24 protein-coding genes and 1 tRNA gene are annotated in these 26519 nt (G+C 59.5%); 18 read left to right on the forward strand and 7 right to left on the reverse strand.

What is annotated here, in order from left to right; all coding sequences use genetic code 11:
• Positions 1-139: 139 nt before the first annotated feature.
• Positions 140-1033 carry a LysR substrate-binding domain-containing protein gene (locus ACFO0J_RS17520; protein WP_376814383.1) on the reverse strand — a complete coding sequence of 298 codons (894 nt, stop codon included), beginning with the start codon at positions 1031-1033 and terminating at the stop codon, positions 140-142.
• 265 nt (positions 1034-1298) lie between these two features.
• Between ACFO0J_RS17520 and ACFO0J_RS17525 the strand changes: the two genes are divergently transcribed.
• The 7 genes from ACFO0J_RS17525 to ACFO0J_RS17555 all read left to right on the forward strand — a co-directional run bounded on the left by ACFO0J_RS17525 (position 1299) and on the right by ACFO0J_RS17555 (position 8833).
• Positions 1299-2558, forward strand: coding sequence for a ribulose-bisphosphate carboxylase large subunit family protein (locus ACFO0J_RS17525; protein ID WP_376814384.1), 1260 nt, complete (start codon positions 1299-1301; stop codon positions 2556-2558).
• The gene (locus ACFO0J_RS17530) at positions 2555-3919 is read left to right on the forward strand and encodes a four-carbon acid sugar kinase family protein (RefSeq protein ID WP_376814385.1); all 1365 of its coding nucleotides are present in this window, start codon (positions 2555-2557) and stop codon (positions 3917-3919) included. Before ACFO0J_RS17525 ends, ACFO0J_RS17530 begins: the two co-directional genes overlap by 4 nt.
• A gap of 29 nt (positions 3920-3948) precedes the next feature.
• Positions 3949-4740, forward strand: a complete 792-nt coding sequence (locus ACFO0J_RS17535; protein WP_376814386.1) for an SDR family NAD(P)-dependent oxidoreductase — start codon at positions 3949-3951, stop codon at positions 4738-4740.
• Positions 4737-5891 (forward strand): TRAP transporter substrate-binding protein, encoded by a 1155-nt coding sequence (locus tag ACFO0J_RS17540; protein WP_376814387.1) that lies wholly within the window; start codon positions 4737-4739, stop codon positions 5889-5891. Before ACFO0J_RS17535 ends, ACFO0J_RS17540 begins: the two co-directional genes overlap by 4 nt.
• A 125-nt stretch (positions 5892-6016) precedes the next feature.
• Positions 6017-6874, forward strand: a complete 858-nt coding sequence (locus tag ACFO0J_RS17545) for an alpha/beta fold hydrolase (protein ID WP_376814388.1) — start codon at positions 6017-6019, stop codon at positions 6872-6874.
• A gap of 61 nt (positions 6875-6935) precedes the next feature.
• Entirely contained in the window at positions 6936-7409 is a 474-nt protein-coding gene (locus tag ACFO0J_RS17550; RefSeq protein ID WP_376814389.1) for a TRAP transporter small permease, read from the forward strand.
• 122 nt (positions 7410-7531) lie between these two features.
• Positions 7532-8833 carry a TRAP transporter large permease gene (locus ACFO0J_RS17555; protein ID WP_376814390.1) on the forward strand — a complete coding sequence of 434 codons (1302 nt, stop codon included), beginning with the start codon at positions 7532-7534 and terminating at the stop codon, positions 8831-8833.
• Between the two features lie 254 nt (positions 8834-9087).
• On the opposite strand, the gene ACFO0J_RS17560 is transcribed toward ACFO0J_RS17555, so the two are convergent.
• Positions 9088-10545, reverse strand: a complete 1458-nt coding sequence (locus ACFO0J_RS17560; protein ID WP_376814391.1) for an OmpA family protein — start codon at positions 10543-10545, stop codon at positions 9088-9090.
• A gap of 407 nt (positions 10546-10952) precedes the next feature.
• On the opposite strand from ACFO0J_RS17560, the gene ACFO0J_RS17565 reads away from it, so the two are divergent.
• The 7 genes from ACFO0J_RS17565 to ACFO0J_RS17595 all read left to right on the forward strand — a co-directional run bounded on the left by ACFO0J_RS17565 (position 10953) and on the right by ACFO0J_RS17595 (position 19348).
• Positions 10953-12890: an AMP-dependent synthetase/ligase gene (locus tag ACFO0J_RS17565; RefSeq protein WP_376814392.1), complete on the forward strand. Its 1938-nt coding sequence runs from the start codon at positions 10953-10955 to the stop codon at positions 12888-12890.
• Positions 12891-12906: 16 nt separating this feature from the next.
• Complete coding sequence (locus tag ACFO0J_RS17570) at positions 12907-13692, forward strand: ABC transporter ATP-binding protein (protein WP_376814393.1); 786 nt, start codon at positions 12907-12909, stop codon at positions 13690-13692.
• Between the two features lie 13 nt (positions 13693-13705).
• Entirely contained in the window at positions 13706-14635 is a 930-nt protein-coding gene (locus ACFO0J_RS17575) for a branched-chain amino acid ABC transporter permease (RefSeq protein ID WP_376814394.1), read from the forward strand.
• A gap of 23 nt (positions 14636-14658) precedes the next feature.
• A complete protein-coding gene (locus tag ACFO0J_RS17580) occupies positions 14659-15735 on the forward strand; it encodes a branched-chain amino acid ABC transporter permease (protein ID WP_376814395.1) in 1077 nt (358 codons plus the stop codon).
• A gap of 61 nt (positions 15736-15796) precedes the next feature.
• The gene (locus ACFO0J_RS17585; protein ID WP_376814396.1) at positions 15797-17116 is read left to right on the forward strand and encodes an ABC transporter substrate-binding protein; all 1320 of its coding nucleotides are present in this window, start codon (positions 15797-15799) and stop codon (positions 17114-17116) included.
• 72 nt (positions 17117-17188) lie between these two features.
• On the forward strand, positions 17189-18013 hold the full coding sequence (locus ACFO0J_RS17590; RefSeq protein ID WP_376814397.1) for an ABC transporter ATP-binding protein: 825 nt from the start codon (positions 17189-17191) through the stop codon (positions 18011-18013).
• Between the two features lie 84 nt (positions 18014-18097).
• Positions 18098-19348, forward strand: coding sequence for a phenylacetate--CoA ligase family protein (locus ACFO0J_RS17595; protein WP_376814398.1), 1251 nt, complete (start codon positions 18098-18100; stop codon positions 19346-19348).
• 43 nt (positions 19349-19391) lie between these two features.
• Here ACFO0J_RS17595 and ACFO0J_RS17600 read toward each other — a convergent pair whose 3' ends face one another.
• Positions 19392-19925, reverse strand: a complete 534-nt coding sequence (locus tag ACFO0J_RS17600) for a P-loop NTPase family protein (RefSeq protein ID WP_376814399.1) — start codon at positions 19923-19925, stop codon at positions 19392-19394.
• A 431-nt stretch (positions 19926-20356) separates the two neighbouring features.
• On the opposite strand from ACFO0J_RS17600, the gene ACFO0J_RS17605 reads away from it, so the two are divergent.
• Entirely contained in the window at positions 20357-20620 is a 264-nt protein-coding gene (locus tag ACFO0J_RS17605) for a helix-turn-helix domain-containing protein (protein ID WP_376814400.1), read from the forward strand.
• Entirely contained in the window at positions 20617-21963 is a 1347-nt protein-coding gene (locus tag ACFO0J_RS17610) for a type II toxin-antitoxin system HipA family toxin (protein ID WP_376814401.1), read from the forward strand. Before ACFO0J_RS17605 ends, ACFO0J_RS17610 begins: the two co-directional genes overlap by 4 nt.
• Before the next feature lie 32 nt (positions 21964-21995).
• Here the strand turns inward: ACFO0J_RS17610 and ACFO0J_RS17615 are convergent, their stop codons facing one another.
• A complete protein-coding gene (locus ACFO0J_RS17615; RefSeq protein WP_376814402.1) occupies positions 21996-22856 on the reverse strand; it encodes a hypothetical protein in 861 nt (286 codons plus the stop codon).
• Positions 22857-23204: 348 nt separating this feature from the next.
• Positions 23205-23280, reverse strand: a tRNA-Gly gene (locus ACFO0J_RS17620).
• A 214-nt stretch (positions 23281-23494) separates the two neighbouring features.
• On the opposite strand from ACFO0J_RS17620, the gene murB reads away from it, so the two are divergent.
• Positions 23495-24532, forward strand: a complete 1038-nt coding sequence (murB, locus tag ACFO0J_RS17625; RefSeq protein ID WP_376814403.1) for a UDP-N-acetylmuramate dehydrogenase — start codon at positions 23495-23497, stop codon at positions 24530-24532.
• Positions 24533-24605: 73 nt separating this feature from the next.
• Here murB and dapB read toward each other — a convergent pair whose 3' ends face one another.
• On the reverse strand, positions 24606-25397 hold the full coding sequence (gene dapB, locus ACFO0J_RS17630; RefSeq protein ID WP_376814404.1) for a 4-hydroxy-tetrahydrodipicolinate reductase: 792 nt from the start codon (positions 25395-25397) through the stop codon (positions 24606-24608).
• Positions 25397-25936, reverse strand: coding sequence for an outer membrane protein assembly factor BamE (locus ACFO0J_RS17635; RefSeq protein ID WP_376814459.1), 540 nt, complete (start codon positions 25934-25936; stop codon positions 25397-25399). Before ACFO0J_RS17635 ends, dapB begins: the two co-directional genes overlap by 1 nt.
• Before the next feature lie 157 nt (positions 25937-26093).
• Between ACFO0J_RS17635 and fur the strand changes: the two genes are divergently transcribed.
• Entirely contained in the window at positions 26094-26519 is a 426-nt protein-coding gene (gene fur, locus ACFO0J_RS17640; RefSeq protein WP_376814405.1) for a ferric iron uptake transcriptional regulator, read from the forward strand.

Here is a 26519-nt window from a genome sequence, read left to right on the forward strand (position 1 = left end):
TCCCCGGTAGAATTTGAGAGACGCCATTTTTTGAAAACCGGGACTGTCTAGAAAATCCGGGTCGATTCAGAGTGATTGGGATGTGGGCAGGGAATGGGCAGGACAAGTTGACGATGTTTTTTCGTACGAATTGCGGCCTTCACTCCATGCGCTCGCGGATCCAGTGGGCCAGCTTGCGCACATCCGTGCGCATGCGCTCGTGCGGTGCGATCCACAGATTAAGCGTATAGGGGCTCACGATAAAGCCGAACGGTGCCACGAGTCGTCCCGATTCGAGTTCATCTTTCACCAGGTAATGAGGCACGAGGGCAATACCTAATCGGGATATGGCTGCCTCGATCGCCAGATAAAAGTGCTCGTAGCGTTCGGTCGAGGTCAAATCGATCTCTTCGCAGTGCATCGACGCCGCCCACTCTTTCCAGGCGTAGGGCCGTGTCGCGGTTTCCAGAATGCGTGCACGCGCGAGCGATGCAATGGATGAAATGCCCATGCGCGCGAGATATTCCGGATGACACACAGGGCCGATCTGCTCGTGCAATAGCGGCTCGATGATTGCGTCTCGCGGCGGCTGGTTCATGCTGGTGCGGATCGCCAGACTGATCTGGTCCCGGATGAAGTTGACTTCACCATGGTTCATATCGAGCTGGATCTCCACGCTGGGATTGGCGCGTTTGAACTCGCTCAAGCGCGGGATGAGCCATTTCATCATGATGGTCGCCGAACACGACAGGGTGAGCGGCCCAGGCGCCAACTGCGCCACCGCCTCTCGCATCAGGCGGAACGCCTCCGTCAGTTGCTTGGCGAGACCCCCACCCTCTGGTGTCGGGGTCACGGAGCGAGGTAAGCGCACCAGCAGCGGCACACCGAATTGTTCTTCCAGCAGGCGGATGTGCCGACTGACTGCGCCATGTGTGACACATAACTCTTTGGCTGCGGCTGTCATGGAGCCAAGACGAGCTGACGCCTCAAAAGCACGCAGAGAGGTCAAGTGCAGATGCTGCTTGGGATCATCGGTACGGATCTCTGAGGCCATCAGTAAAACTCACAGGTAAGCGAAGAAAAATCAAATGACAGCCTGGGAGAGTGTAGTTAGGATGGAATCAATTTACAAACATCTTCATCTAAAAATTCGTACTTTCACCAAAAACTGCTTTAGCTATTGATAACTCGTTGGCTGCCTAGTGCGGATCCAGAGTTCTTTTGCTATGAGTCCATTTCAGCCGACGGACAGGCTTCATCATGCTGGCTCATAGGTTGTTCATCGTCGTCGAATCGTGCAGTCTATTCTTGAGAGCGCCATGTCACAGCACCGTATAGAGGCGGACTACCTCGTTGAAACACCGGATGATCCCGAGCGTACGGTAGCCACCATTGCCGGCGAACAATCCAACGGCACATTTGTCCGTGTACCGGGAGAGACACCCAAGCTGCTCGAGCGCGCAGCGGCGCGGGTGGTGAAGTTCGAGGTCATCGACCGCTTCGTCGGCCGGCGTGCGCTGCCCACAGCGCACCCGACCCCGGATCAGGAGCACCTCACGCGTGCCAAGTTCACGCTCTCATGGCCGCTGGCCACACTGGGGCCTTCGTTGCCCAACCTGATGGCGACAGTGGCTGGCAACCTCTTCGAGCTTCGCCAGGTCAGCGGTTTGCGCCTGCTGGACATCCGTTTGCCTGAGCCGTTCGCTGCGGCGTATTCAGGGCCGAGGTTTGGGGCTGCAGGCACACGGCATCTGGCTGGCGTGCAAGGGCGGCCCCTGATCGGTACCATCATCAAGCCCAGTGTCGGTTTTTCCGCTCAAGACACGGCGGCGCTAGTGGCCAAGCTATGCGCCGCCGGCATCGACTTCATCAAGGATGACGAGCTGCAGGCCGATGGACCCAACTGTCCATTCAATGACCGTGTGGCCGCGGTGATGCGCGAGGTGAATGCCTGCGCTGATCGCACCGGCAAGAAGACTATGTATGCCTTCAATCTCACGGGCGACGTCGAGGAGATGAAGCGACGCCACGAGGTTCTACTCAGGCATGGTGCGACCTGCCTGATGGCCAGCATCAACTCCGTGGGCCTGGCGGGCATGATTGAGCTGGCGAAGTTCTCGCAGTTGCCCATCCACGCGCATCGCAACGGCTGGGGCTATCTGTCGCGTCATCCGCTGCTGGGTTGGTCGTTTACTGCCTGGAGCAAGATCTGGCGCCTGGCCGGGGCGGATCACATGCACGTCAACGGCCTGGCCAACAAGTTCTCGGAGCCCGACGACAGCGTGATCGAGTCGGCCCGCTCGTGCTTTGAACCCATGTTCGCGTCGAAGACCTGTACTGTGATGCCCGTATTTTCTTCGGGCCAGGGGGTGACACAGATGCCGGGCACCTATGCCGCCGTCAACACCACGGACCTGATCGTGACGGCCGGCGGCGGCATCCTTGCCCACCCGGGCGGGCCCGAGGCTGGCGTGAGGGCGCTGCGTGAAGCTTGGGATGCAGCGCTGCAGGGTGTCCCGCAGGCGGACTATGCGCGTACGCATCCTGCGCTGTCCATGGCCATGAGGGCAGCCGTATGAATTCGGGCCGCGTGCTTCCAGAGGGGCCTTTGGTTGCGTTCTACGGCGACGACTTCACCGGATCGTCGGCGGCCATGGAGGCGCTAGCCTTCGCGGGTTTCGAAACGATCTTATTCCTTTCCCCGCCCACGCCCGAGCGCTTGGCTCACTTCTCTCATTACCGTGGGATTGGTATTGCAAGCGTGGCGCGGTCACGGTCACCTGAATGGATGGATAAACACCTGCCAGCAGCCTTCGAGCAACTGGCAAGCACTGGGGCGCCCATCGTTCACTACAAGGTTTGCTCAACCTTCGACTCCGCACCCCATGTGGGCAGCATCGGTCGTGCGGCTGAGATCGGTCAACGGCGTTTTCGAGGCTGGACGCCACTCGTCGTTTCAGACCTGGGTATGGGCCGCTTTCAGGCATTTGGCAATCTGTTCGCGCATGCCGACGGCGTCGGCTACCGACTGGACCGCCATCCCACCATGTCGGCTCACCCCGTCACCCCCATGCATGAAGCTGACCTGGGCCGGCACTTGGCTGCACAGACTCGCCTGCCTGTGGGGCTCGTGGATTTCGTCACCATGAAGCGTGGTCAAGCCGATGCGCTGCTGGCACGGGAACTCGAGCGCGGTATGGCCATCGTGTCGTTGGACCTGCTGGATTTAGAGACACTGCGCGAGGCTGGGCGCCTGATCTGGGAACGTGGCGCTGCGCAGCAGTTCGTGCTGGGTTCTCAAGGTGTCGAGCAGGCGTTGATCGCATATTGGCGCGCCTCCGGGCTGGTCCCCTCCACGGGTGTCGGTGCGCAATGCGCACGGGTTGAGCGTGTTGCGGCCGTATCAGGATCTGTGTCTCCGATTACGGCGGCACAGATCCGTCACGCGCGCGCGCAAGGTTTCGAACCGATCGTGCTGGAGGCGCAACTGGCGATCGACACAGACCTGCTTGCGGTAGAGGTACAGCGCGTCATCGATCTGGGGCGCCAAGCACTCGAACGAGGCCGCAACCCGCTGATTTTCACGGCCACTGGTCCTGACGACCCCCGTGTCGTGGCGTTCCGCGAGGCTGTCAGGGCCAGCAACGTGGAAATCACTACCGCCAATGATCGGCTCGGTGCTGCGTTGGGTGATGTCCTCGATGCACTGGTGCGCCAGTGCGGCCTGCGGCGTGTCGTGATTTCCGGGGGCGATACTTCGGGCCACGCAACCACCCGGCTCGGAATTGACGCGCTGACTGCCATCGCACCGATATCGCCAGGGGTACCGCTATGCCGCGCCCATTCGCTCGACCCCGCCATTGATGGTTTGGAGATCGCCCTCAAGGGGGGGCAGACCGGCCATGTCGATTTTTTTGTAACTGTCAGGGATCAGCACTGACATCACTTACCACTGTGACAGGACATGCCATGAGACTGCAAGGAAAGATCGCACTTATCACCGGAGGAGCGCGTGGAATCGGTTTTGCCATCGCTACGGCGCTCGGGCGCCAAGGCGCCCATATCGCTATCGCGGACATCAACGCCCAAGGCGCCGATGCTGCAGCGGTGAAGCTTCGCGAGATAGGTATCCAGGCCCAAGGCTTCATGGTCGATGTGGCCGATGCTCATTCAGTTGAAACGCTCCTGGAGGAGGTCACCTCCCAGCTTGGTCGGCTCGATATTCTCATCAACAACGCCGGTATCGGCGGTAACACCGCGTTCCTGGACATTACGTTGGAGACCTGGAACCGTACGATCGCCATCAACCTCACCGGTGCTTTCATCGTGGCGCAGGCCTGTGCCAAGCGCATGGTGGAGCAAGGCCATGGGGGGAAAATCATCAATATCGCATCGCTTTCGGGGCAGCGGGGCGGTAACGGCCGCGGTGCCTACGGTGCGGCCAAGGCTGGTCTTGAACTGTTGACCAAGGTGATGGCGGTAGAACTGTCGCCGCACGGAATCAATGTGAACAACATCGCGCCCGGCGCCATTGAAACCGAAATGGCTGCTACGGCGCACGATGCCGCCACGCGGGCTGCCTACAACTACCTGGTTCCGATGGTTCGCTATGGCACGCCGGAAGAAATTGGTGATGCTGCCGTATTCCTTTGCTCGGACGAGGCCCGCTACGTACAGGGCCACACGCTCAATGTCGACGGAGGTTTTCGTGCAGCGGGACTGATGTTCGGCGATCGCAAGGCGCCATCGAGTATGGGATGAAGTCGGGCGACAGGCCTGATTTCAGCTATTCAATCATTGAAATTGGAGGATTTTATCGATTTTCCCGGGTTAGATCTTCGATAGATCGTTCCTCGTTTCTATTTATCGTCTCAATTTGGAGTTTCATTTCGATGAAAAATTTTCTGATAAAGTGCCTGGCGCTGTTCATGACGGTGGCGCCCTCATTCGCTGCTCACGCGGAACCACATAATTTGCGCTTGGCGTATGTCTTCTCTACGACGAGTACCCAACACGAGGCCGCCCAGCGCTTTGCCCAGTTGGTCGAGGAGCGCAGCAATAAAAGGTTTACCGTGACCCTCTTCCCTAACGGTCAGCTTGGTGGTGACGAAGCGCTCGGTAGAGCGCTGGCTAATAATACGTTGGATTTGAGCTTCCTGAGCCAAGGGTCGCTGTCTGGTGTGGATGCCCTGTTGGATTTCTATGCTTTGCCCTATATTGCCCCCACATATCAGACTGCCGATGCGCTGATTCTTCGCTCGGATGGGGTTATTCAATCTACCCTGCGCGAGGCATTGGGAAAGCACAATATCATCAGCTTGGCGCCATTGGAAATCGGATTTAGGGGGTTTTCCAACTCAAAGCGTCCGGTGCATACCCAGGAGGATATGCGTGGGATCAAGATAAGAGTACCCGGGTTGGCCAATATACGCGCATTCTTTAATGCCTTGAAAGTGCAGAATACAGTCATTCCATATCCCGATTTGTTCAATGCCTTGCAGCAAGGAACGGTTGATGGCCAGGAGGGCGGCATCAATCTGTTTTACCCGTCGAGGCTGTTTGAGGCCCAGAAGTATTTTACGAGTCTCAACCACGTCTATGACATCGCCACCATTGTCGCTGGCGGGCAGTTCTGGAATGAACTGTCTCCCGCTGATCGAGCGCTGTTTCAGGCGATAGCCGAAGAGGTCTCCAAGGGACAGATCCAGGCCAGCCGCCAGATGACCAGCACCTACATCACAAAGCTGGAGGAAGCCGGGATTTCCATCGTCACGCTGACGGATGACGAGATGAAGCCGTTCAAGGCCGCTGGCCAGAAAGTGTGGGAGCAACGAGCGGATGTCTACGGGAAAGAGCGCATCGCAGCGCTTCTCAAAGAGGTCGAAGCAGCGAGCGCGGAGAACACAAAATAAGCGTGAGGTCTGCGAGGCCTGTCCGATTGATATGACGAACCCCCGGCTCTTGCCGGGGAGCGGTTTTTCTTAGAGAAAATAGGGATGTGTCGGTGCCCCGTGCACGACAGTGCTGGAGAAAGAAAATGGATTTATATGCATCTGAGCGTAAATATTGGCAAGTCGACGGCGAGCAGCACATTGCGTACATAGATCGAGGCCAAGGCCAAACGATCCTTCTTCTCCATGGCTGGCCGGAAAGCCTGCACGCCTGGCGTCATGTCATCCCGGTATTGAGTCGGGCTCATCGTGTGATCGCGCCGGATTTGCCTGGGCTGGGTGATTCGAATCGCGCGCTGGGGACGTATGCAAAGGCCGATATTGCTGCCTGGATTCGACGGCTATTGTCATATTTAAAGGTGGAAAGCTGTGTCGTCGTCGGCCATGACTGGGGCGGCGTGGTGGCTTTTTGTCTGGCCGCTTCTTATCCAGAGCTGGTCACGCATTTGGTCACGCTGGACATCACGATACCTGGGGATGGCCGTGATGATTATTCTCAGCGCGGCCGCAGATGGCATCATGCGCTTCACCAAATAAATGATCTTCCTGAGATTCTGATACAAGGACGGGAAGCGGAATATTATGGTTGGTTTTGGGACAATTACGGATATAAGGCCGGTGCCATTGCTGAATCCGATAAGCAAGAGTATCTGCGGACATATCGGATGGCAGGTACGTTGAGGACTGGCCTTGCGTACTATCGGAGCATTCCAGAAGACACCCAGTGGGTACAGTCGTACTTGAAACAGCGGGGGCCGATTGCTACTCCTACATTAGCGCTTGGTGGTGCTCATGCATACGGACGAGGAGACAGTGCCGTTGAGTCCTTGAAGCGGGTCGCCAGAGATGTCATCGGGGGCAGCGTCCCGGACGTGGGGCATTGGTTGCCCGAAGAAGCCCCGGATTTCGTGTGTGATGAAATTCTAAAATTCATAGAAAATTGATGATGGTTCATTTTGTGCGGAATTGGAAAACCCGCACGGATGGATTGGATGGAGGATCGAAATGCGCCATATGACTAACTGCGTTAGTACCTGGTTGGCATTGTGTGAGAAGACTGTTTGCATCATAAGCCTCATTGTCATGCTGGGGGCCGTTTCCTACAGCGTCATCGTGCGGAATCTGGGCCTGTTCCTTCCCGATGCCACGGAACTGGCCTTGGCGGCGCTGGTTCCTTTGACGTTCGTCGGCTGTTCATTGCTGGTCCATCTGGGCGAGCATATCGTGATAGATCTCCATCTTTTGATAAAGGATAAAAGGATCATCGGTTTCTTGCGCAAGATCGCCACGGTATGCACGCTTGTTTTTGGTGTTCTGTATATATATTACAGTTCCTTGTTGTTGCGTGCCATGTGGAATTCACAAGAGAGATGGCTGGATCTCGGGATTCTGATTTATATTCCCGCCATATTCTATTTTGTGGGTATGGTCGGGGTTGTGGTGCATAGCCTGGCATTGCTTGTCAGGCGGCCTGAATAAATTCGGATGTGGTTTGGTAGCGGCGCGTCGATCGAAGTGAAAATCAAGAAAGAGACGCGTTGCGGAATGGTGTGCCTGTCATCCAGGAGTGACAGGGCGTCAACATCAAAGGGAGCAGTCACATGGGATCGTTGATCACCGCGTTAGCATTACTACTGGTCGGAATGCCGATCGGCCTGGCCTTTGCCTTGGTTGTGATTCTAGGCAATGCTCATTGGGATTTGGCAGCTTATACGTTGGGTGAGCTGCCGTTTGATGTCATCATTTTATCCCCCTTGATTGCCATTCCGTTATTCATCCTGGTTGGCGAGTTGATGAATCGAAGTGGATTGACGCGCAGCATTGTTGAGCTAGCCAGCTTCACACTGTATAAGTTGAAGGCGAAATTAGGGTATGTGCTGATCTTGGCGAGTGGCTTGATGGGGGCTATTACGGGATCATCTGTTGCGACGGTTGCCGCTATGGGGGGAACGCTAGGAGCTGAAATGCGAAAGCGGAACTATCCCGCACCGTATGCTGCTGCCCTCAATGCTGCAACCGGCTTGCTAGGGGTGTTCATTCCGCCGTCTATCCCCCTGATTCTGTACGGATCGATTGTAGAGGTTTCTATCAAGAAGCTTTTTCTGGCATCGATGCTGCCAGGGCTGTTGTGCATGATTGGTTTTGCGTGCGTGCACATGTGGCGATCAAAGGGTCTGCTGGCAGCAGGTGTAGACGCGGAATCAACAAACCGAGCGATGGAATCCTCGGAACAAAAGTCTTCGACCAAGGATATCAAAAAATGGAAGATCGTACGGGATCTTCCTGCCTTGGCACTTCCGATCTTGGTGTTGGGCAGTATTTACGGTGGGATAGCGACGCCCACAGAAGCAGCGGGGATTGCCGCCTTGTACGCACTCTTGATTATTTTCATAAGAGTGAAAATGCCGCTCAAGCAGAGCATCCAGGGGTTGCATGGCGCCGTGGTGGTGGGAGCTGCCATTTTGACCATCATTGCTTTTACGAGCATTTTGAACCGGGCGCTTGTGTTGGAGCAATGGCCGCAGGCCATCTCGGCCAGCACGGTGGCATTGACAGATAATCCGTTGATTTTTCTGCTGCTCGTAAATGCGGTATTGCTGCTGATTGGGATGTTTATGGAAACCAATGCGGCAACCATGTTGATGGGGCCCTTGTTGGCTCCGGCAGCGCATGCTTATGGCATTGATCCGGTGCATTTTGGGGTTTTGTTGGTCATGAATATCGAGATCGGGTTGATTACTCCGCCGCTGGCAGTCAATATTTATGTGGCGCAGAAGATAAATTCGGCGAACTTGTTGCCGATGTTAAAAGAGCTCATTCCTTTTTTCTGTGTGGCCTTGGCGGTATTGATGGCGGTGACATTTTTTGAGCCTCTCACAACGTGGTACCACTATCTCGATTAGCATCACTAGTAAGCGAGGATTTGTTATCTTCCCCGAACAGGACGACCTGATGCATCCGCATGTGCAGGATCGTCACGATACCGATATCGCTGTTCGACATCCGGTGCCAGTAGACGGAGTGCTGTTCGTAGTGAAAGGAGTAGCCATTGATGCCGAACTCGGCAGGAGTGGGATGCGATGGTATCCGGCGGGTTGCGATCCCGTCAAAGGCTGCAAGCAAGTGGCCCACCTTATTCGACCCAGAAACGATGTGCTTATTGCATTAAACGGATGATGACTTGATTGTTCTGATTGGCGATCAAATTCCAGGATTTGGCATATCCGCTGGTAGGATAGGGTAGCTCTGCTTCGCTCAGGCCGTAACCTTTTATATAGATTCGATTTGGTGGCACTCCCTTGCTGACTAAATAAGCTTTCGTCGCCCCGGTCAGCCTTTCGGATAGCTTCTGGGCATAGGCCTCGCTTAAGTCGTTGGCGCATTTCGAAATGGGACTAGAATCCGGTAGTAATTCGTTTTTATTGTTATGACAGAATTTTCCTGTATGGCCGGATAATATGATGCGGCCATTTGGGATGTTGGCTTCATTGTAGCCTGCAATAAATTGATTGAGGGCTTCCTTTGAATTCTGGGTCAGGCTGGAGTGGTCATAATCGAAGACGATGGTACTGTCGAGCAATGGCAAACTCTCGCTGAAAGCTGCAAGCCTCGCATCGGCAGGGAGTGCGGCAATTAATCGAGCTTGTCGGTTCCAGGCTTTCAAAGCAGTTTTTCTCTGCTGCGCAGCAATCTGTTGGATCAGTTGGTATGATGCGGCTTCAGCCTCGGCTTTCTCGGCAAGGGCTTGGCGAGCTACATCGAGCGCATCAGCTTTTGCTTTCTCGGCATTTGCGCGCTTGGTTTCTTTTTCGCGTAGTTCGCTTTCATAGACTGCTTTGGCACGTGCATCAGCTATTGGCTGTAAATGAAAGAAGAATACAAGCAAAGAGGGAATGCCTATATAAAATAGTAACTTAATGGGTTCAGCCATCTGCATCGCAGCCAGCAGCAGTCCCTGTGTCGGGCCCAGTGCCTCTCGTTCATCGATAGGTAAAATTTCATGATTATGGGATGACAGAATTGATATCCAATACATTTCCATAAATTGCACTTCTCTATGCTGCTCAAAGTAATGGCTGTGTCCACCTCGAAAATATCGATTGATCAGGCAGTGGTTTGTGGTTCCTATGAAGCCAACACGTCCGGCCATGCCTGTAAATAATACGAAAAACTGACTCAGGATCAGAGTTTTGTCGTCAACCCCACAGTCATTAACGACACGCTGTACGTACTCGGAATCGATGAGTTGTGCCCAGGGGAAGTCTGACCGAAGAACACTTCCTGCAAGAAGTACAGTATGAATGCGCTTGCGATATATTGGATCAAGCTTGCGGATACTGAAGCCGACAAGATGAGTTCCAAAGCTGTGCGCAACCAGATCGATTTGTGCAAGGGGATATTTTGCCAATATGCGGATGAGCTCTCTTCTGAACTGCAGTGTTGCAAGCCATCGAAGCGGTGGAAACAAAAAGGCTAGCACCGAGAAATATCCATAGCCATAGGTTTCTATCTCAATGGCTGGGCTTTTCCCTTTCAGCTGAGTGGCCAGTCGATGCTGCCATTGTCCATAGGTTCGAATGCCATGTATCGTCACAATCACGCGATGTGGCTTCATGTGGGGGCACCTTTATGAGAGCCAGAAAGTACACAATTTGTTTCGACTGTATTTTTGCTCAATGTACTGCTATGGCCAAGCCAAAGCCAGCCTATCTATTCCGGTATGGCCTTCGATGCCAAGATGCGCGAGCAGCAGCGCCGCGTCGAGCAAGGCTGGATTGACGAGGGTGTGGCGTATATGGGCGCTCGCATGAGGACATTCCGGGTCTTGCGTCTGGCCGGAGCTGTCCGCCCCGCGGACCTTCCGCCCGCAATCAGGGTTACATCCTTGGGGATTTACCCGTAAATTGTCGTCGTAAAGACAACCCTCGCGTCCAAGGTGTTTCTAGGATAGAAGCCTACGGTCCGACCAGGCCCTTGCCGGCCCGGGTCGCCACGGATTCCCAAGAAGCGATAGGACGAGGAATGAAGACGACGTTCCCCCATTTGCTGCTGCATCACGCCGCCCAGCGGCCGGGCGCGTCGGCGCTGCGCGAGAAGGAATACGGCATCTGGCAGACCTGGAGTTGGCAGGCCGTGGCGGACGAGGTGCGCGCCATGGCCTGCGGCCTGCGGGCGCTCGGATTCACGCGCGGGCAGAACCTGGCGCTCATCAGCGACAACCGGCCGTACGGCTACATGGGCTTTCTGGCCGCGCAGTGCGCGGGCGGTGTGTCCATTCCGTTGTACCAGGACGCGGTGGCCGGCGAGATGTCCTTCGTCATCGAGGACGCGCAGATCGCCTTCGCGCTGGCCGAGAACCAGGAGCAGGTCGACAAGCTGCTGGAAGTGCGCGAGTCCATCGCGGGCCTGGACACTATCATTTACGACGACCCGCGCGGACTGCGCCACTACGGCCAGCCCGGGCTGGTCGGCATGCAGCAGTTGGTCGAGCGCGGCCGTGTCTGGGACCGCGACCATCCGGGCGCCTGGGAGCAGATGCTGGAGCAGCTCTCGCCCGAGGACGTCACAGTCATCCTCTACACCTCGGGCACCACCGGCAAGCCCAAGGGCGTGTGTCTGACGCACCAGACCCTCGTCGAGTCGGCGCGCGGCGGCGTGCAGGTGGACCGCCTGACCGAACACGAGGACGTGGTCTGCTACCTGCCCCCGGCCTGGGTGGGCGACCACCTGTTCTCCTTCGCGCAGTGGCTGGTGGCGGGCTTCACGATCAACTGCCCCGAGTCGGCCGGCACGGTGGCCATCGACCTGCGCGAGATCGGACCGACGTATTACTTCGCCCCGCCGCGCATCTTCGAGGGGCTGCTGACCTCGGTGTCCATCCGCATGGAGGACGCGGCCGCGCCCAAGCGGTGGCTGTTCGAGCGCTGCATGCGGCTCGCGCACCGTGTCGGCCTGGACATCCTGGACGGCAAGCCGGTCGGCGCCTGGGACCGCCTCAAGTACCGCCTGGCGGACCTGGCCATCTACGGGCCGCTCAAGAACGTGATGGGGCTGTCGCGCATCCGCATTGCCTACACCGCAGGCGCGGCCATCGGGCCGGACCTGTTCCGGTTCTTCCGTTCGATCGGCGTCAACCTCAAGCAACTGTACGGCCAGACCGAGACCTGCGCCTACGTCTGCCTGCAGCGCGACGGCGAGGTGCAGATCGAAAGCGTGGGCAAGCCCGCGCCCGGGATCGAGCTGAAGATCGCCGACAACGGCGAGGTGCTGGTGCGCGGCATCTCGATCTTCAAGGAATACTACAAGCGACCGGACGCCACCGCCGAGGTGATCGACGCGCAGGGGTTCTTCCACACCGGCGATGCCGGCCTGATCGACAGCCAGGGCAACTTGCGCATCATCGACCGCGCCAAGGACGTGGGCCGCACCAACGGGGGCGCGATGTTCGCGCCCAACTACATCGAGAACAAGCTCAAGTTCTTCGCCTACATCAAGGAGGCGGTGTGCTTTGGCGATCAGCGCGATCAGGTCTGCGCCTTCCTGAACATCGACTACGAAGCCGTGGGCAACTGGGCCGAGCGCCAGGGCATCCCCTATGGCGGCTACGTGGACCTGGCGGCCAAGCCCCAGGTGCTGGCGCTGATGAGCGAGTGCGTGGCCAAGGTCAACGCCGACCTGGCCGCCGAGGAAGGCATGGAGAGCACGCAGATCGCGCGCTTCCTGGTGCTGCACAAGGAGTTCGACCCCGATGACGACGAACTCACGCGCACGCGCAAGGTGCGCCGCGGCTTCATTGCCGACAAGTACGGCGTGCTGATCGACGCGCTGTATGGCGGCAAGACCGAACAGTTCATCGAGACGCAGGTGAAGTTCGAGGACGGGCGCACCGGCGTGGTGAGCGCCACGCTCGTCATCGTCGACGCCAAGACATTCCCGGCCGCGGTACGCGCGGCCGCCTGACGCAGGGCCTACCGGCATGACCAGCAAGAAGATCGGCGACGTCCTCCTCGACGTGAAGAACATCAGCCTGCGCTTTGGCGGCGTGCAGGCGCTGACCGACATCTCGTTCGACGTGCGCGAGCACGAGATCCGCGCCATCATCGGCCCCAACGGCGCGGGCAAGAGCTCCATGCTCAACTGCATCAACGGCGTGTACACGCCCCGCGAAGGCACCATCACCTTCTGCGGCAAGACCTTCAGCCACATGAACCCGCGCCAGGTGGCCGAGATGGGCGTGGCGCGCACCTTCCAGAACCTGGCGTTGTTCAAGGGCATGAGCGTGATCGACAACATCATGACCGGGCGCAACCTCAAGATCAAAAGCAACCTGCTGCTGCAAGCGCTGCGCTGGGGCCCGGCCGGGCGCGAGGAGATCGCGCACCGCGCGGCGGTGGAGCGCATCATCGACTTCCTGGAAATCCAGGCCTACCGCAAGATCCCGGTGGGCCAGTTGCCCTACGGCCTGCAAAAGCGCGTCGACCTGGGCCGCGCCCTGGCCATGGGGCCGCGCATGCTGCTGCTGGACGAGCCCATGGCCGGCATGAACGTCGAGGAGAAGCAGGACATGTGCCGCTTCATCCTGGACGTGAACGACGAGTTCGGCACCACCATCGTGCTCATCGAGCACGACATGGGCGTGGTGATGGACATCAGCGACCGCGTCGTGGTGCTGGACTATGGCAAGAAGATCGGCGATGGCGCGCCGGACGAGGTGCAGCACAGCGAAGAAGTCATCCGCGCCTACCTGGGCACAGCGGCTTGAGACGGAGACGGGCATGGGATTTTTTCTTGAAACCCTGATTGGCGGCCTGATGACCGGCGTGCTGTATTCGCTGGTCGCGCTGGGCTTCGTGCTGATCTACAAGGCTTCCGGCGTGTTCAATTTCGCGCAGGGTGTGATGGTGCTGTTCGCGGCGCTGGCCATGGCGCGCCTATCCGAATGGATACCGCAGTGGACAGGGCTGGAAAGCAAGGTGCTCGCCAATGTGCTGGCGTTCGCCGTCGCCGCCGCGCTGATGTTCGTCCTGGCCTGGCTGATCGAGCGCCTGGTGCTGCGCCATCTGGTGAGCCAGCCCGAGGCCACGCTGCTCATGGCCACCATCGGCATCGGCTTCTTTTTAGAAGGCTTCGGCCAGTCGGTGTTCGGCAGCAACGTCTACAACATCGACATCGGCATGCCCAAGGATCCCATCTTCGTCCTGGAGGGCCTGTTCGAGGGCGGCATCCTCATCGATTCGCAGGAACTCGTGGCGGCGCTGATTGCCACGCTGCTGGTGGCGGCGCTGGTGCTGTTCTTCCAGAAAACGTCCACCGGCCGGGCGCTGCGCGCCGTCGCCGACGATCACCAGGCCGCGCAGTCGGTGGGCGTTCCTCTGGCGCGCATGTGGGTCATCGTCTGGTTCGTCGCGGGCCTGAGCGCCCTCGTGGCCGGCATGGTCTGGGGCAGCAAGCTGGGGGTGCAGTTTTCCATCTCCACCCTGGCGCTGCGCGCGCTGCCCGTGGTGATCCTGGGCGGGCTGACCTCGGTGTCCGGCGCCATCGTCGCGGGCCTGATCGTGGGCGCGGGCGAAAAGCTCTCGGAAATCTACCTGGGCCCCTTCATCGGCGGCGGGATCGAGGTCTGGTTCGCCTATGTGCTGGCCCTGGTGGTGCTGCTGATCCGGCCCCAGGGCTTGTTCGGCGAAAAAATCATTGATCGCGTATGACCCGGGATTGAAGGAAATACACCATGCTCTACCGCGAAAACGGCCAATTCAAGACCAACTACCGCTCGGACCAGCAGATCTTTCCCATCCGGCAAGACCGCATCGTCATGCTCATGCTGCTGGTCCTGGTGTTCGTCGTGGTGCCGTTCACCGCCGGCAGCTACCTGTTTTCCGCGATCCTGATCCCGGTGGTCATCCTCGCGCTGGCGGCGCTGGGCACCAACATCCTGATCGGCTACTGCGGACAGATCTCGCTGGGCTCGGGCGCCTTCATGGCCGTGGGCGCCTACGGCGCCTACAACGCCATCATGCGCATCCCCGGCATGCCGCTCCTCGGCGCGCTGCTGCTGGGCGGCATCGCTGCGGCCGTTTTCGGCGTGCTGTTCGGCCTGCCCAGCCTGCGCGTCAAGGGGTTGTACCTGGCGGTGACGACGCTGGCCGCGCAGTTCTTCGCCGATTGGATGTTCTACCGCGTCAAGTGGTTCACCATGGACAGCCCGTCCATCTCGGTGGCCGCGCCCGATCTGAGCATCTTCGGTGTGTCGCTGGAGAGTTACCCCGCCAAATACCTGTTCTGCCTGACGCTGCTGGCGGTTCTGGCCCTGGCCGCCAAGAACCTGGTGCGCGGCGCCATCGGACGCGAATGGATGGCCATCCGCGACATGGACGTGGCCGCCACCGTCGTCGGCATACGCCCGGTCTATGCCAAGCTCACCGCGTTTGCGGTCAGCAGCTTCATCATCGGCGTCGCGGGCGCCCTCTGGGGCTTCTTTTACCTGGGCTCCTGGGAGCCCGCGGCCTTCGGCCTGAACATGTCGCTGGAACTCCTGTTCATGGTCATCATCGGCGGGCTGGGCTCCATCATGGGCAATTTCATCGGCGCCGCCTTCATGGTGGTCCTGCCCATCCTGATCCGCCTGGTCCTGCCCGCGCTGGGCGAACTGGTGGGCCTGCCGCTGGGCACGGCGGCCGCCGCGCACCTGGAACTGATGCTGTTCGGCGTGCTCATCGTCTGGTTTCTCATCGTGGAGCCGCACGGGCTGGCGCGCCTGTGGTCCACCGGCAAGCAGAAGTTGCGTCTGTGGCCCTTCCCTCATTAAGAGCGAGGCGCACGGATTCAGTGGTTTTTTACCCTGGTAGCACACTACGAAGGAGACAAGCATGAAACCCATCAATACCTTGCTGGCCACGCTGCTGGTTGCAGCGGGCATGGTCGGGGCGCCCGTCCAGGCCCAGGAGGCGCAGCAGTACGCGCCTGTGTTCTCGTACCGCACCGGGCCCTATGCGCCCAACGGCATCCCGGTCGCCAACGGCACCGTGGATTATCTCAAGCTCGTCAACGCCCAAGGCGGGGTCAACGGCGTCAAGTTCAAGATCGAGGAATGCGAATTCGCCTACGACACCGCCAAGGGCATCGAGTGCTACGAACGCATGAAGGGGCAGCATGGCGGCGCCGCGATCGTGCAGTCGATCTCCACCGGCGTGACCAATGCCCTGCTCAAGAAGGCGCCCGAAGACAAGATCTCACTCATCATCGCCGGCTACGGGACGCCCGCAGCGGCCGACGGCAGGGTCTTCAAGTGGATTTTCCCCATGGTGCCCAACTACTTCGTGTCGGCCGACGTGATGATGCAGGCCATCGGCAAGCAGGTCGGGGGCCTGGACAAGCTCAAGGGCAAGAAGATCCATTACGTCTACATGGACGCGCCGTTCGGCCACGAGTTCATGCCGGTGTTCGATGCCTACGCCGCCAAGTACGGCTTCACCCTGGGCAAACTGCCCGTGACCGCACCGGGGCTGGACCAGAAATCCACCTGGCTGCAGGTGCGCCGCGACAAGCCCGACTACGTGCTCTACGTGGGCTACGGCGTGATGAATCCCACCGCCCTGAAAGAAGCGCAGGCCGTGGGTTACCCGCGCGACAAGATCTATGCCTTCTGGTGGGCCGGCTCGGAATCCGACGTCAAGGGCGTCGAAGAGGCCTCCAAGGGCTATAACGCCACGGCCCTGCTGGCCAGCGCCAACCGCGACGCCAAGGTCATCAAGGACGTGCAAAGCACGCTCTACGCCAAGGGCCTGGGCACGGCGGAAGACCCCAAGACCGTGGGCGACGTGCTCTATGTGCGCGGCCTGATCACCGGCATGCTCACGGCCGAGACGGTCCGCATTGCCCAGGAGAAATTCGGCAAGGGCAAGCCCGTCACGGGCGAGCAGGCGCAGTGGGCGCTGGACCATTTTGAGCTGACGCCCGAGCGGATTGAAGCACTCGGCTTCACCGGCATCGTGCTGCCGATGAAGACCACCTGCTCGCAGCACATGGGCTCCTACGCCGCGCGGATGTCGGTGTGGGATGGCAAGGAGTGGAAGATCAACGGCGACTGGTACCAGGGCAACCGCGAGATCATCGATCCGCTGATCAAGCAGTTTGCCGAGAAATACGCCGCCGACAACAAGATCGAACTGCGCCAGTGCGCTGACTGATCGCGCGACGCGGTGCCGGGGCGGGCTTTGCCTGTCCCGGTTCCCTCACAGTCTGGAAACGGGAAAGACAGGATGAGCGAACAGGCCCCTTCCTCGATTTCCTCGATGCTTGAAGTCAATGGCATCGAGGTGATCTACAACCATGTGATCCTGGTGCTCAAGGGCGTCTCGCTCGCCGTCCCCCAGGGGGCCATCGTCGCCATCCTGGGCGGCAACGGCGCGGGCAAGACGACGACGCTGCGCGCCATCTCCAACCTGCTCAAGGGCGAGCGCGGCGAGGTCACCAAGGGCTCGATCGAACTGCGCGGCGAGCGCATCGAGAACCTCACGCCCTCCGAACTCGTCAAACGCGGCGTGGTGCAAGTCATGGAGGGACGCCATTGCTTCGCCCACCTGACCATCGAGGAAAATCTGCTCACAGGCGCCTATACGCTGCGCGACCGCGCCGACATCGCCGCCAACCTGGAGAAGGTCTATGCCTACTTCCCGCGCCTGAAGACCCGGCGCGCCAGCCAGGCGGCCTACACCTCGGGCGGCGAGCAGCAGATGTGCGCCATTGGGCGCGCCATCATGAGCAGCCCGTCGCTGGTGCTGCTGGACGAACCCTCGATGGGCTTGGCGCCCCAGCTCGTCGAGGAGGTCTTCAACATCGTGCACGACCTCAACACCAAGGAAGGCACCACCTTTTTGCTGGCCGAGCAGAACACCAGCATGGCGCTCAAGTACGCGGACTACGGCTACATCATGGAGAGCGGGCGCATCGTGATGGACGGCAGCGCGCACGATCTGGCCCGCAACGAGGACGTCAAGGAGTTCTACCTGGGCATGGGCGGCAGCGCGCGCAAGAGCTTTCGCGACGTGAAGAGCTACAAGCGGCGCAAGCGCTGGCTGGCCTGATGCGGCGCATGCGATCGGTCGAGCGCGCACCCTTTCGAATTCGATGGCTTCACATTCGATGACTTCACTTCAGAGGCCCACGGCATGAGCACCTTCTACGACGACCTGGAAACCCGCAGCCCCGAGGCGCGCGAGGCGGCGCTGATGCGGGCCCTGCCTCGGCAGATCGACCACGCCCAGCGCCACAGCGCGGCGTTTGCCGCCATCCTGGTCGGCGTCGATGCGAGCGCCGTCACCAGCCGCGCCGTGCTGGCGCAACTGCCCGTGACGCGCAAGAGCGCGCTGCAGCAGCGCCAGCAGCAAGCGCGTGGCGGCGGCAACCCGTTTGGCGGCTTTGCCACTGCCGGTTTCGGTGCGGCGTTGCCGCGCGTGTTCTGCAGCCCGGGTCCGCTGTACGAACCCGAGGGCGCGCGGCGCGACTACTGGCGCATGGCGCGCGCGCTGTATGCGGCCGGCTTTCGTGCCGGCGAACTGCTGCACAACTGCTTCTCCTACCACTTCGTGCCCGCCGGCTTCATGATGGAGACCGCCGCCCACGCGCTGGGCTGCAGCGTGTTCGCCGGCGGCACCGGCCAGACCGAGCAGCAGGTGCAGGCCATGGCCGACCTGCAGCCGGCCGGCTACATCGGCACGCCCAGCTTTCTGAAAATCATCCTGGAGAAGGCCGGGCAGATGGGCGTGCCGCTGCCCAGCCTGACCAAGGCGCTGTTTTCGGCCGAGGCTTACCCGCCGTCGCTGCACCAGTGGTTCGCCGCGCGCGGCGTGCACGGCATGCAGTGCTACGGCACGGCCGACCTGGGCCTGATCGCCTATGAGACCAGCGCCCGCGAGGGCCTGGTGATCGACGAAGGCGTGATCGTCGAGATCGTGCGCCCCGGCACGGGCGACCCGGTGCCCGAGGGTGAGGTGGGCGAACTGGTGGTCACCACGCTCAACCCCGACTACCCGCTGATCCGCTTCGGCACCGGCGACCTGTCGGCCGTGCTGCCCGGTCCTTGCCCCACGGGGCGCACCAACACCCGTATCAAGGGCTGGTTGGGGCGCGCCGACCAGACCACGAAGGTGCGCGGCATGTTCGTGCAGCCGGGCCAGGTGGCCGAGGTCGCCAGGCGCTTTCCGCAGGTGCTCAAGGCGCGGCTGGTGGTCAGCGGCTCCATGGCCAACGACCAGATGCTGCTGCAGGTGGAAACGCGCGAGACTGCCCCGGGCATGGCCGATCTGCTGATGGAGGTGCTGCGCGAAGTCACCAAGCTGCGCGGCGAGGTGCAGATGCTGCCCCCGGGCAGTTTACCCAATGACGGCAAGGTCATTGAGGATGCGCGGAGTTATGAGTAGGGACTGGGGGAGGAGGTGTTCGTGGTCGGGGGCGGTCTGGCTCTCAATACTCACCAAGCCGTTCCGTCCGATAAAAACGGTTCAGTTCCCGAGGCGTCAGCAGTTTGCACTTGGGCAAGGCAACACGCTCGTGCAGTTCGAGATAGCGGCGGCGATTGGGCGGGGTGGCGACGACAATGTGATGCAGCATGTCCCATTTCACACTATCGCGTCCTCCGGCGAGCGCACCTTTCCTGTCCCTTTCGAACCATGTGCGGCGCAAGTAACGCCATAGGCTGATGCCTGTCGGTACGTCCAGCAGGATGAGCCCGGTCGCCCGAGCCAAGCGTTGCGGGAGCGTCTGGCTGTAGTTGCCGTCCATGACCCAGCGGGCCTGCGTGATTGCGTCATGATGCAATTGACGGAATTCCTCTACCGGCCGAGGGACCCAGTCTGTATTTGGCGTATGAAAAAGCTGGTCGAGATGGATCGCGGGCAGTTCTTGATGACGTGCAATCGCGTGGGCGAGGGTGGATTTGCCGCTGTTGGATGGACCAAGAATGCAGATGCGGGGGCCCAATTCGTCCAAGGTTGTCATGAAAATTCCGATGGCGTGAGGCGGTGAATGCTTGCGACGGGTAGTAAACGATGGCCCGGAGTCGCGTTGGAGCCAGCAAAAGCAAAAAGGCCCAAACCGAAGTTTGGGCTTTTTTAGAATCTGGAGCGGGAAACGAGTCTTGACTTAGTGTTTTAAGTGGTTGTTTCGAAAATACTTCCTTGACCGCAATGAACTGCAGGCACCTCAACTGTAGCCTTGTTCTTCGCCCTCGGCAACATCATCCGCCTGTGGCTCTTAAGCACCAGACTGAGTCGGTATGGGCTGATTTGATGCTTATGGGCTACAAAATACTCTGGGATAGCGATTTCTGTCGATTGGGATGGGGGTGTTCGAATGCCTCTATTGTAGTGATGTGTCTTATGGGCTACATTTTTAGTATTAAAGTGGTTTTTTGATGCCCAGGAGATACAGTGACAACACTTGCTGACGTCGCAGATCTGCTGCGTAACGTGCGCCGGGAAGCCGGCCTGAGCCAGGATGCTTTGGCTCGACGAGCCGGGGTCTCCCGTACGACCGTTGCCCGCATGGAAACGCTTGCCAAAGGCGATATGAGTGTCTCTGCCTTGCTGCGACTGCTGGAGGCCGCAGGCTATGACCTCAAGCCCGTCAAGCAGGGCCATGCCCGGACGATTGAGGATATCCTGGCCGAGCAGCGTCGGGGTGAAGCGTCATGAAGCTCGATGTACGTGTGTGCGGAAGAGCAGTCGCCAAGCTCTATCGGGAGCGGGACGAGTATGTCCTGAGCTATCTGCCGGATACCGATCCCGCCGATTTCGTCAGCCTGACGATGCCGGTGCGCGCAGAATCGTGGCGCTGGCCACGGGATCTACATCCTTTTTTTCGCCAGAACTTGCCCGAAGGCTACCTGCTGAGCATCATCCGTGAAGAATTCGGGCCTTTGCTGGATGGCACGGATCTTTCTTTATTAGCGATCGTCGGCGGAATGGGAATTGGACGTGTCACCGTCACGTCGGAGAGCGGTGGACCGGTCGGTGACATGGAGCCGTTGCAGATCGAGACCTTGCTCAAGGCCGAGAACACCACAGCGCATTTTGCCAGCCTGGTGCGTCGATATGCCCGCGCGTCCGTCTCCGGCATGGTGCCTAAGTTCATTGCGCCGGAAGAGGGGTCGGATGAGCTTGCCCAGGTCCTGGGCAAACCGACACTGCGCACCAGTCTGCACATCATCAAGGGCTCGGACGACAGTACGCCTTATCTCGGGTTCAACGAGTTCTACACCATGCGGGTCCTGGAGCGCCTGAATGTCGTGCCAGTCGCCAAGACACGAATGTCGGAGGACGGGCGTGTTCTGGTCGTGGACCGGTTCGACGTGGATACGCAGGGCGTTGCCACGCATGGGGTCGAAGATGCCTGCGGCCTGCTGGGGCTGCCGCCGCATGAGAAATATGCGACGACGACCGAGCGGGTGCTGAATGCGACTCGTGCGTATGTGCCTGTCACGGCGATACGAGGGCAGTTGGAGCAGTTCGGTTGGCACTTGCTGATCAACTATGTGGTGCGCAATGCCGATTGCCATGCCAAGAACATTGCGCTGTATTACACCGGCTTGAAAGATGTCGCTTATACGCCGGTTTATGACCTTGTCACGACTCAGGCGTATCCACGCTATGCAGCCAATCCGCCGGGATTGTCGGTGGAGGGACGGCAGACCTGGGTGGTGGGGAGAACGCTGGAACGTTTTTTCAAATCTCGGCTGGGTATTGCGCCGAAGCAGTATGCGGAGATGGTGGAGCGTTTGTGCGAGTCGGCGGTGGAAGTGGGGCGGGAAGTGATCGAGGCCGCCAGGAATGAGCCGCGCTGGCATACCGTTGCCAAGCAGATGGTGTATGCCTGGAATGAGGGGATGGGATCGTTGAGGGAGGCGAAGGGCTCGGTTGCCTTCCAGGGGCTGGATGAGGCGATGGAGCGGGCAGGGTTTTCGGAGCCTGAGAAGGCGGAAAGTGGGCGAGAGGTGATTGGGCGGTCGGAGTTGTTGGGTAATCGAAGTAAGAACTAACAGAATTCATCGAGGTATAGCTAACTTTGAATTTAGCGTCCTTGAGGAGCTATTTCCCAAGTTGCGCAGTAATTTCGAATGATCTTACGGGGCAATGGGGATACTTGCATTTTTGTCTCAGACAGCAAGTACCTCAGCTCTTTTTTCAAGGCGGGAACGGCCCCTGCTCCTGAGTATCTTTTGGCGTAATAGTGCATGGAAGGTGTAATAAGATGCGCTGTAAGTAAATGTGCTTGGCAGTTTAAAAGGGTTTTCAGAAAAACAAAGTTCACATCAATATCTTCGGGTGAATTTCTGATGTTGATAGTCACCTGTTGTGCATAGACCGTGGCATGTACAAAACTGGACATGTCACCCCAAAAAGTTCGGAATGCATCCACGCTAGGCTTTTTGATTTTCTTAAGAATTCCTGGGGAAAAACGAACTTCTTCGCCAGTTCTCCAGCGTGTATAGAGGTCTCTATCATCGCTTACTGCACAATACTTTGCAATTATTTGTGCCTCAAAGACATGTCGAAGAATTGCCCGAGCAGGACCGTGGAGTCCACGCTGAGTCAGTCTCAGGCTGCTGTATAAGGCAACTTGGTTCTTGTGTATGGCAGCAAAAATTCCTTTGCTGGCTTCGTTCATTTTCGCTATATGAGAGGCATGGAGTAGCCATGCATAATGCGAGGTGATTCTATATAAAAGATTCAGTGCTCTCTCAATCAAAGTTACGCTGTCAGAACAGTGCTTTCGCACAAGAACCATATTGTTGTGCTCAATGCGACGAGCGATATCCGTAAACTCTCCAAGCTCCAGGCGGTAATTTATATCAATTGGTTCTTGTGTATGTTTTTTTTGATTTTTCATAGGACATTCTTTGTGCATAGGCGCTGCAACAGCATCCGCCATGCTTCGAAGTCAGTCAAAGAGTTTCTGCATGAACCGTCGGGAAGGTTAGCCCCGGCGCATGTATGTCGACATCCGGCGCGATTGTCGTGGTGCCCTGGGTAGCGTAGCATTGCGTCCGCCAAATTCAAGCAGGATGCTCGGTCGCAGGTAAGTATCCGTGTTTTCTACCGCGCTGGGGTGGTACGGCCAGAGTTTCTCCGCATCATTGCTGGCTTCAATGGCAACCCCATATTTTGGGAGGAGGTCAGTCACAGGCCATCTTCTTTGATGGTAAGCAATCGCGTAGGTGCGCGCTGGAGCCAGCAAAAGCAAAAAGGCCCAAACCGAAGTTTGGGCCTTTTTAGAATCTGGAGCGGGAAACGAGTCTCGAACTCGCGACCTCAACCTTGGCAAGGTTGCGCTCTACCAACTGAGCTATTCCCGCGTTGTTTAGCTATTCAGCTAAGCCTTGCATTGTAAGGTGTGTTTTTCAGTCTGTCAAATCGTGTGATCTTTCAGGCCGGGCTTCAGTCCCTTGCCGGGGGCTGTTGCCGATGCACAATCAAGCAAGAGGCAGAACTATAAAGCACGATATCAGGGCCTGTCAAATCGAACCCCGCGCGGTATGCTTACGCCTTCCGCTGCGATCCTCTGTTTCCATGTCCACCCAACCCCCCGTCTTCACTGATCAAGACCTGCAAGCCCGCAACACCCTGGGCCTGCCGTCGCGGGCGGCTGTGGCGGTGCTGGATGACGAATCCGCCGTCCCGGCCTTGTGCGCAGCCCTGGCCGCGAGCCAAAAAGACCAGCAAGCCGATGCCCCGCTATTCGTCCTGGGCGGCGGCAGCAACCTGGTGATCGCAGCTCGTCCGCGCCATTGCATCCTGCAGGTCGCGCTGCGCGGCATCCGCCTGTGGGATGAGACCGCCGATCATTGGATCGTCGAGGCGGCCGCAGGAGAGTCCTGGCACGGTTTTGTGGATCACTGTCTGGCCCAGGGCTGGCCGGGGCTGGAAAATCTGGCGCTGATCCCGGGGACGGTGGGGGCGGCGCCGGTGCAGAATATCGGCGCTTACGGGCTGGAACTGGACCAGCGCCTGCATTCGGTGGTGGCCTGGGACTTGCACGCTGGGCGGGAGCGCACGCTGCTTCCAGAGGAATGCGGCTTCTCCTACCGCGACAGTCTGTTCAAGCGCGACGGGGCAGGGCGCTGGTTGATCGTGCGGGTGCGTTTTGCGCTGCCCAAGGCCTGGGTGCCACGCCTGGACTACCCGGATCTGCGCGATTTTCCCGGCCTGCGAAAAGACGATCCGCGCCGGATCTTCGACGCCGTCTGCGAGATCCGCCGCCGCAAGCTGCCTGATCCGGCGGTGCTGGGCAATGCGGGCAGCTTCTTTAAAAACCCTGTGATCGACGCTGATCAGGCGGCAGCGCTGAAACAGCGGTTCCCCGATCTGCGGACGTATCCCCAGGCCGATGGCCGGGTCAAGCTGGCGGCCGGCTGGCTGATCGAGCAGGCGGGCTGGAAGGGGCGTCGCCTGGGGCCGGTGGGCATGCACGCGCGCCAGGCGCTGGTGCTGGTGAACCACGGCGGTGCGCAGGCAGCGGATGTGCTGGCGCTGGCGCAGGCTGTGCGCGCTGACGTGCGGATGCGATTCGGGGTCGAACTCGAGCAGGAACCCGTGATCCTGGACTGATCCCAGCCCCAAAAAAAGGGCCTTCGCATCAACGAAGGCCCTTCATCTTCCAACCAGGACCAACGAGCCAACCTCAACTCGCCAGCACGTCCTGCATGTCGAACAGGCCGAACTCGCGGCGCGCCAGGTAGCGCGCGGCGCGCAGGCTGCCCTGGGCGTAGGAGACGCGGCTGTTGGAGCGGTGGCTGATTTCGATGCGCTCGCCGGTGCCGCAGAAATACACGGTGTGGTCGCCGACGATGTCGCCGCCGCGCAGCACGGAAAAGCCGATGTGGCCGGTCTCGCGCGCGCCGGTTTCGCCGTGGCGCGCCCAGTCGGCGATGTCGTCCAGCGGCTTGCCCCAGGCGCGCGCCACGGCCTCGCCCATGGCCAGCGCAGTGCCGGAAGGCGCATCGACCTTGTTGTGGTGGTGCGCCTCGAAGACTTCGACGTCGTAGCCGCTGTTCAGCAGCCGGGCGGCCATGTCCAGCAGCTTCAGCGTGGCGTTGACGCCCACGCTCATGTTGGGGGCGAAAACGATGGCGGTTTTCTGGGCGGCGGCGCGGATGGCCTGCTTGCCTTCGGCATCGAAGCCGGTGGTGCCGATGACGCATTTGACGCTGTGCGCGACGCAGGCATCCAGGTGGGTCAGGGTGCCCTCGGGACGGGTGAAGTCGATCAGGCAGTCGGCGCCCGCCAGGGCGTTCAGGTCGTCGGTGATGCGCACGCCGGTATCGGTGCCCAGGAACGCGCCGGCGTCCTGGCCGAGGGCGTCATGGCCGGTGCGGTCCAGCGCGACGGCCAGGGTGAGGTCCTGGGATTCCAGGACGGCCTGGATCAGCATGTGTCCCATGCGGCCCGAGGCGCCTGCGATGGCGATACGCATTATTCCTGACCCTCCTTCCGGGTCGTGCCGATGGGGGCGGTGTCGATGGTGGCCTGCGGCACGACGCTTTGCCCGCTGGGCGAGGCCGACGTGTCCAGGCCCGGAGACGACGCCTGTTGCGCGGCGCGTGCGGTGTCAGCGGACTGGACGGCTTCCTTGCCGCTGTCGGCCTTCTGGAAGGGCTGGCGGTCGGGCTGTTCGTCGCCCGTCCAGCGCGTCAACTGGTCATTTTCGAACCAGACGGTGAACTTGCGCAGTTCGTCCTTGCCGTAGCCGGGCTGGTTGTAATAGGGGTAGTCCCAGCGCTCGGCGTGGAAGACGTCCTGCAGCGTCGGGGTGCCCAGGATGAAGCGCACCTGGTCGCGGGTCATGCCGGTTTCAAGCTTGGCGATCTGTTCGGTGGTGATCCAGTTGCCCTGCTGGATGGTGGCCCGATAGGGGAAGCCCCAGTTGGTCGAGCCGCAGCCTGCGAGGCCCAGCGCCAGGACGCTGGCGGCCAGGCATAAGGTCAGCCGATGGGAATGAGCGCTGGATACGATGTGCACGAAAGTCCCCGTGATGGATACAAGGGCCGCGCATCCGCGGCCGCTAAAACCGCTATCATAAAGGGAATTCGGAATTGCGCATGACCGCGGCTGTATGCGGGGGGTTTCCGGCCCGCTTGCCTTTCGCCGCGTTCCCCGGGATACTTCAACCATGAACGATCAGATTGAACTCAAGAACATGGGCCTGAAGGCGACGTTTCCGCGCCTGAAGATCCTCGATGTATTCCGCAAGGCGGAAACCCGTCACCACAGTGCCGAAGACGTCTATCGTGCCTTGATCGCCGAAGACGTGGACATCGGCCTGGCCACGGTGTATCGCGTGCTGACCCAATTCGAGCAGGCGGGCATTCTGCTGCGCAGCCAGTTCGACGGCGGCAAGGCCGTATTCGAACTGAACGACGGCGACCACCACGATCACCTGATCTGCACCAACTGCGGCCGGGTGGTGGAGTTTTCCGACGCGGAAATCGAAAAGCGCCAGCATCGGATCGCCAAGGAAAACGGCTTCACGCTCGAAAGCCACAACATGATGCTCTACGGCATCTGCCCGAAGTGCTCCGCTTCTAAGAGGGCCTGA

Source organism: Castellaniella hirudinis, assembly GCF_042651965.1.
In the GTDB taxonomy this organism is placed as follows: Bacteria; Pseudomonadota; Gammaproteobacteria; order Burkholderiales; family Burkholderiaceae_B; genus Castellaniella; species Castellaniella hirudinis.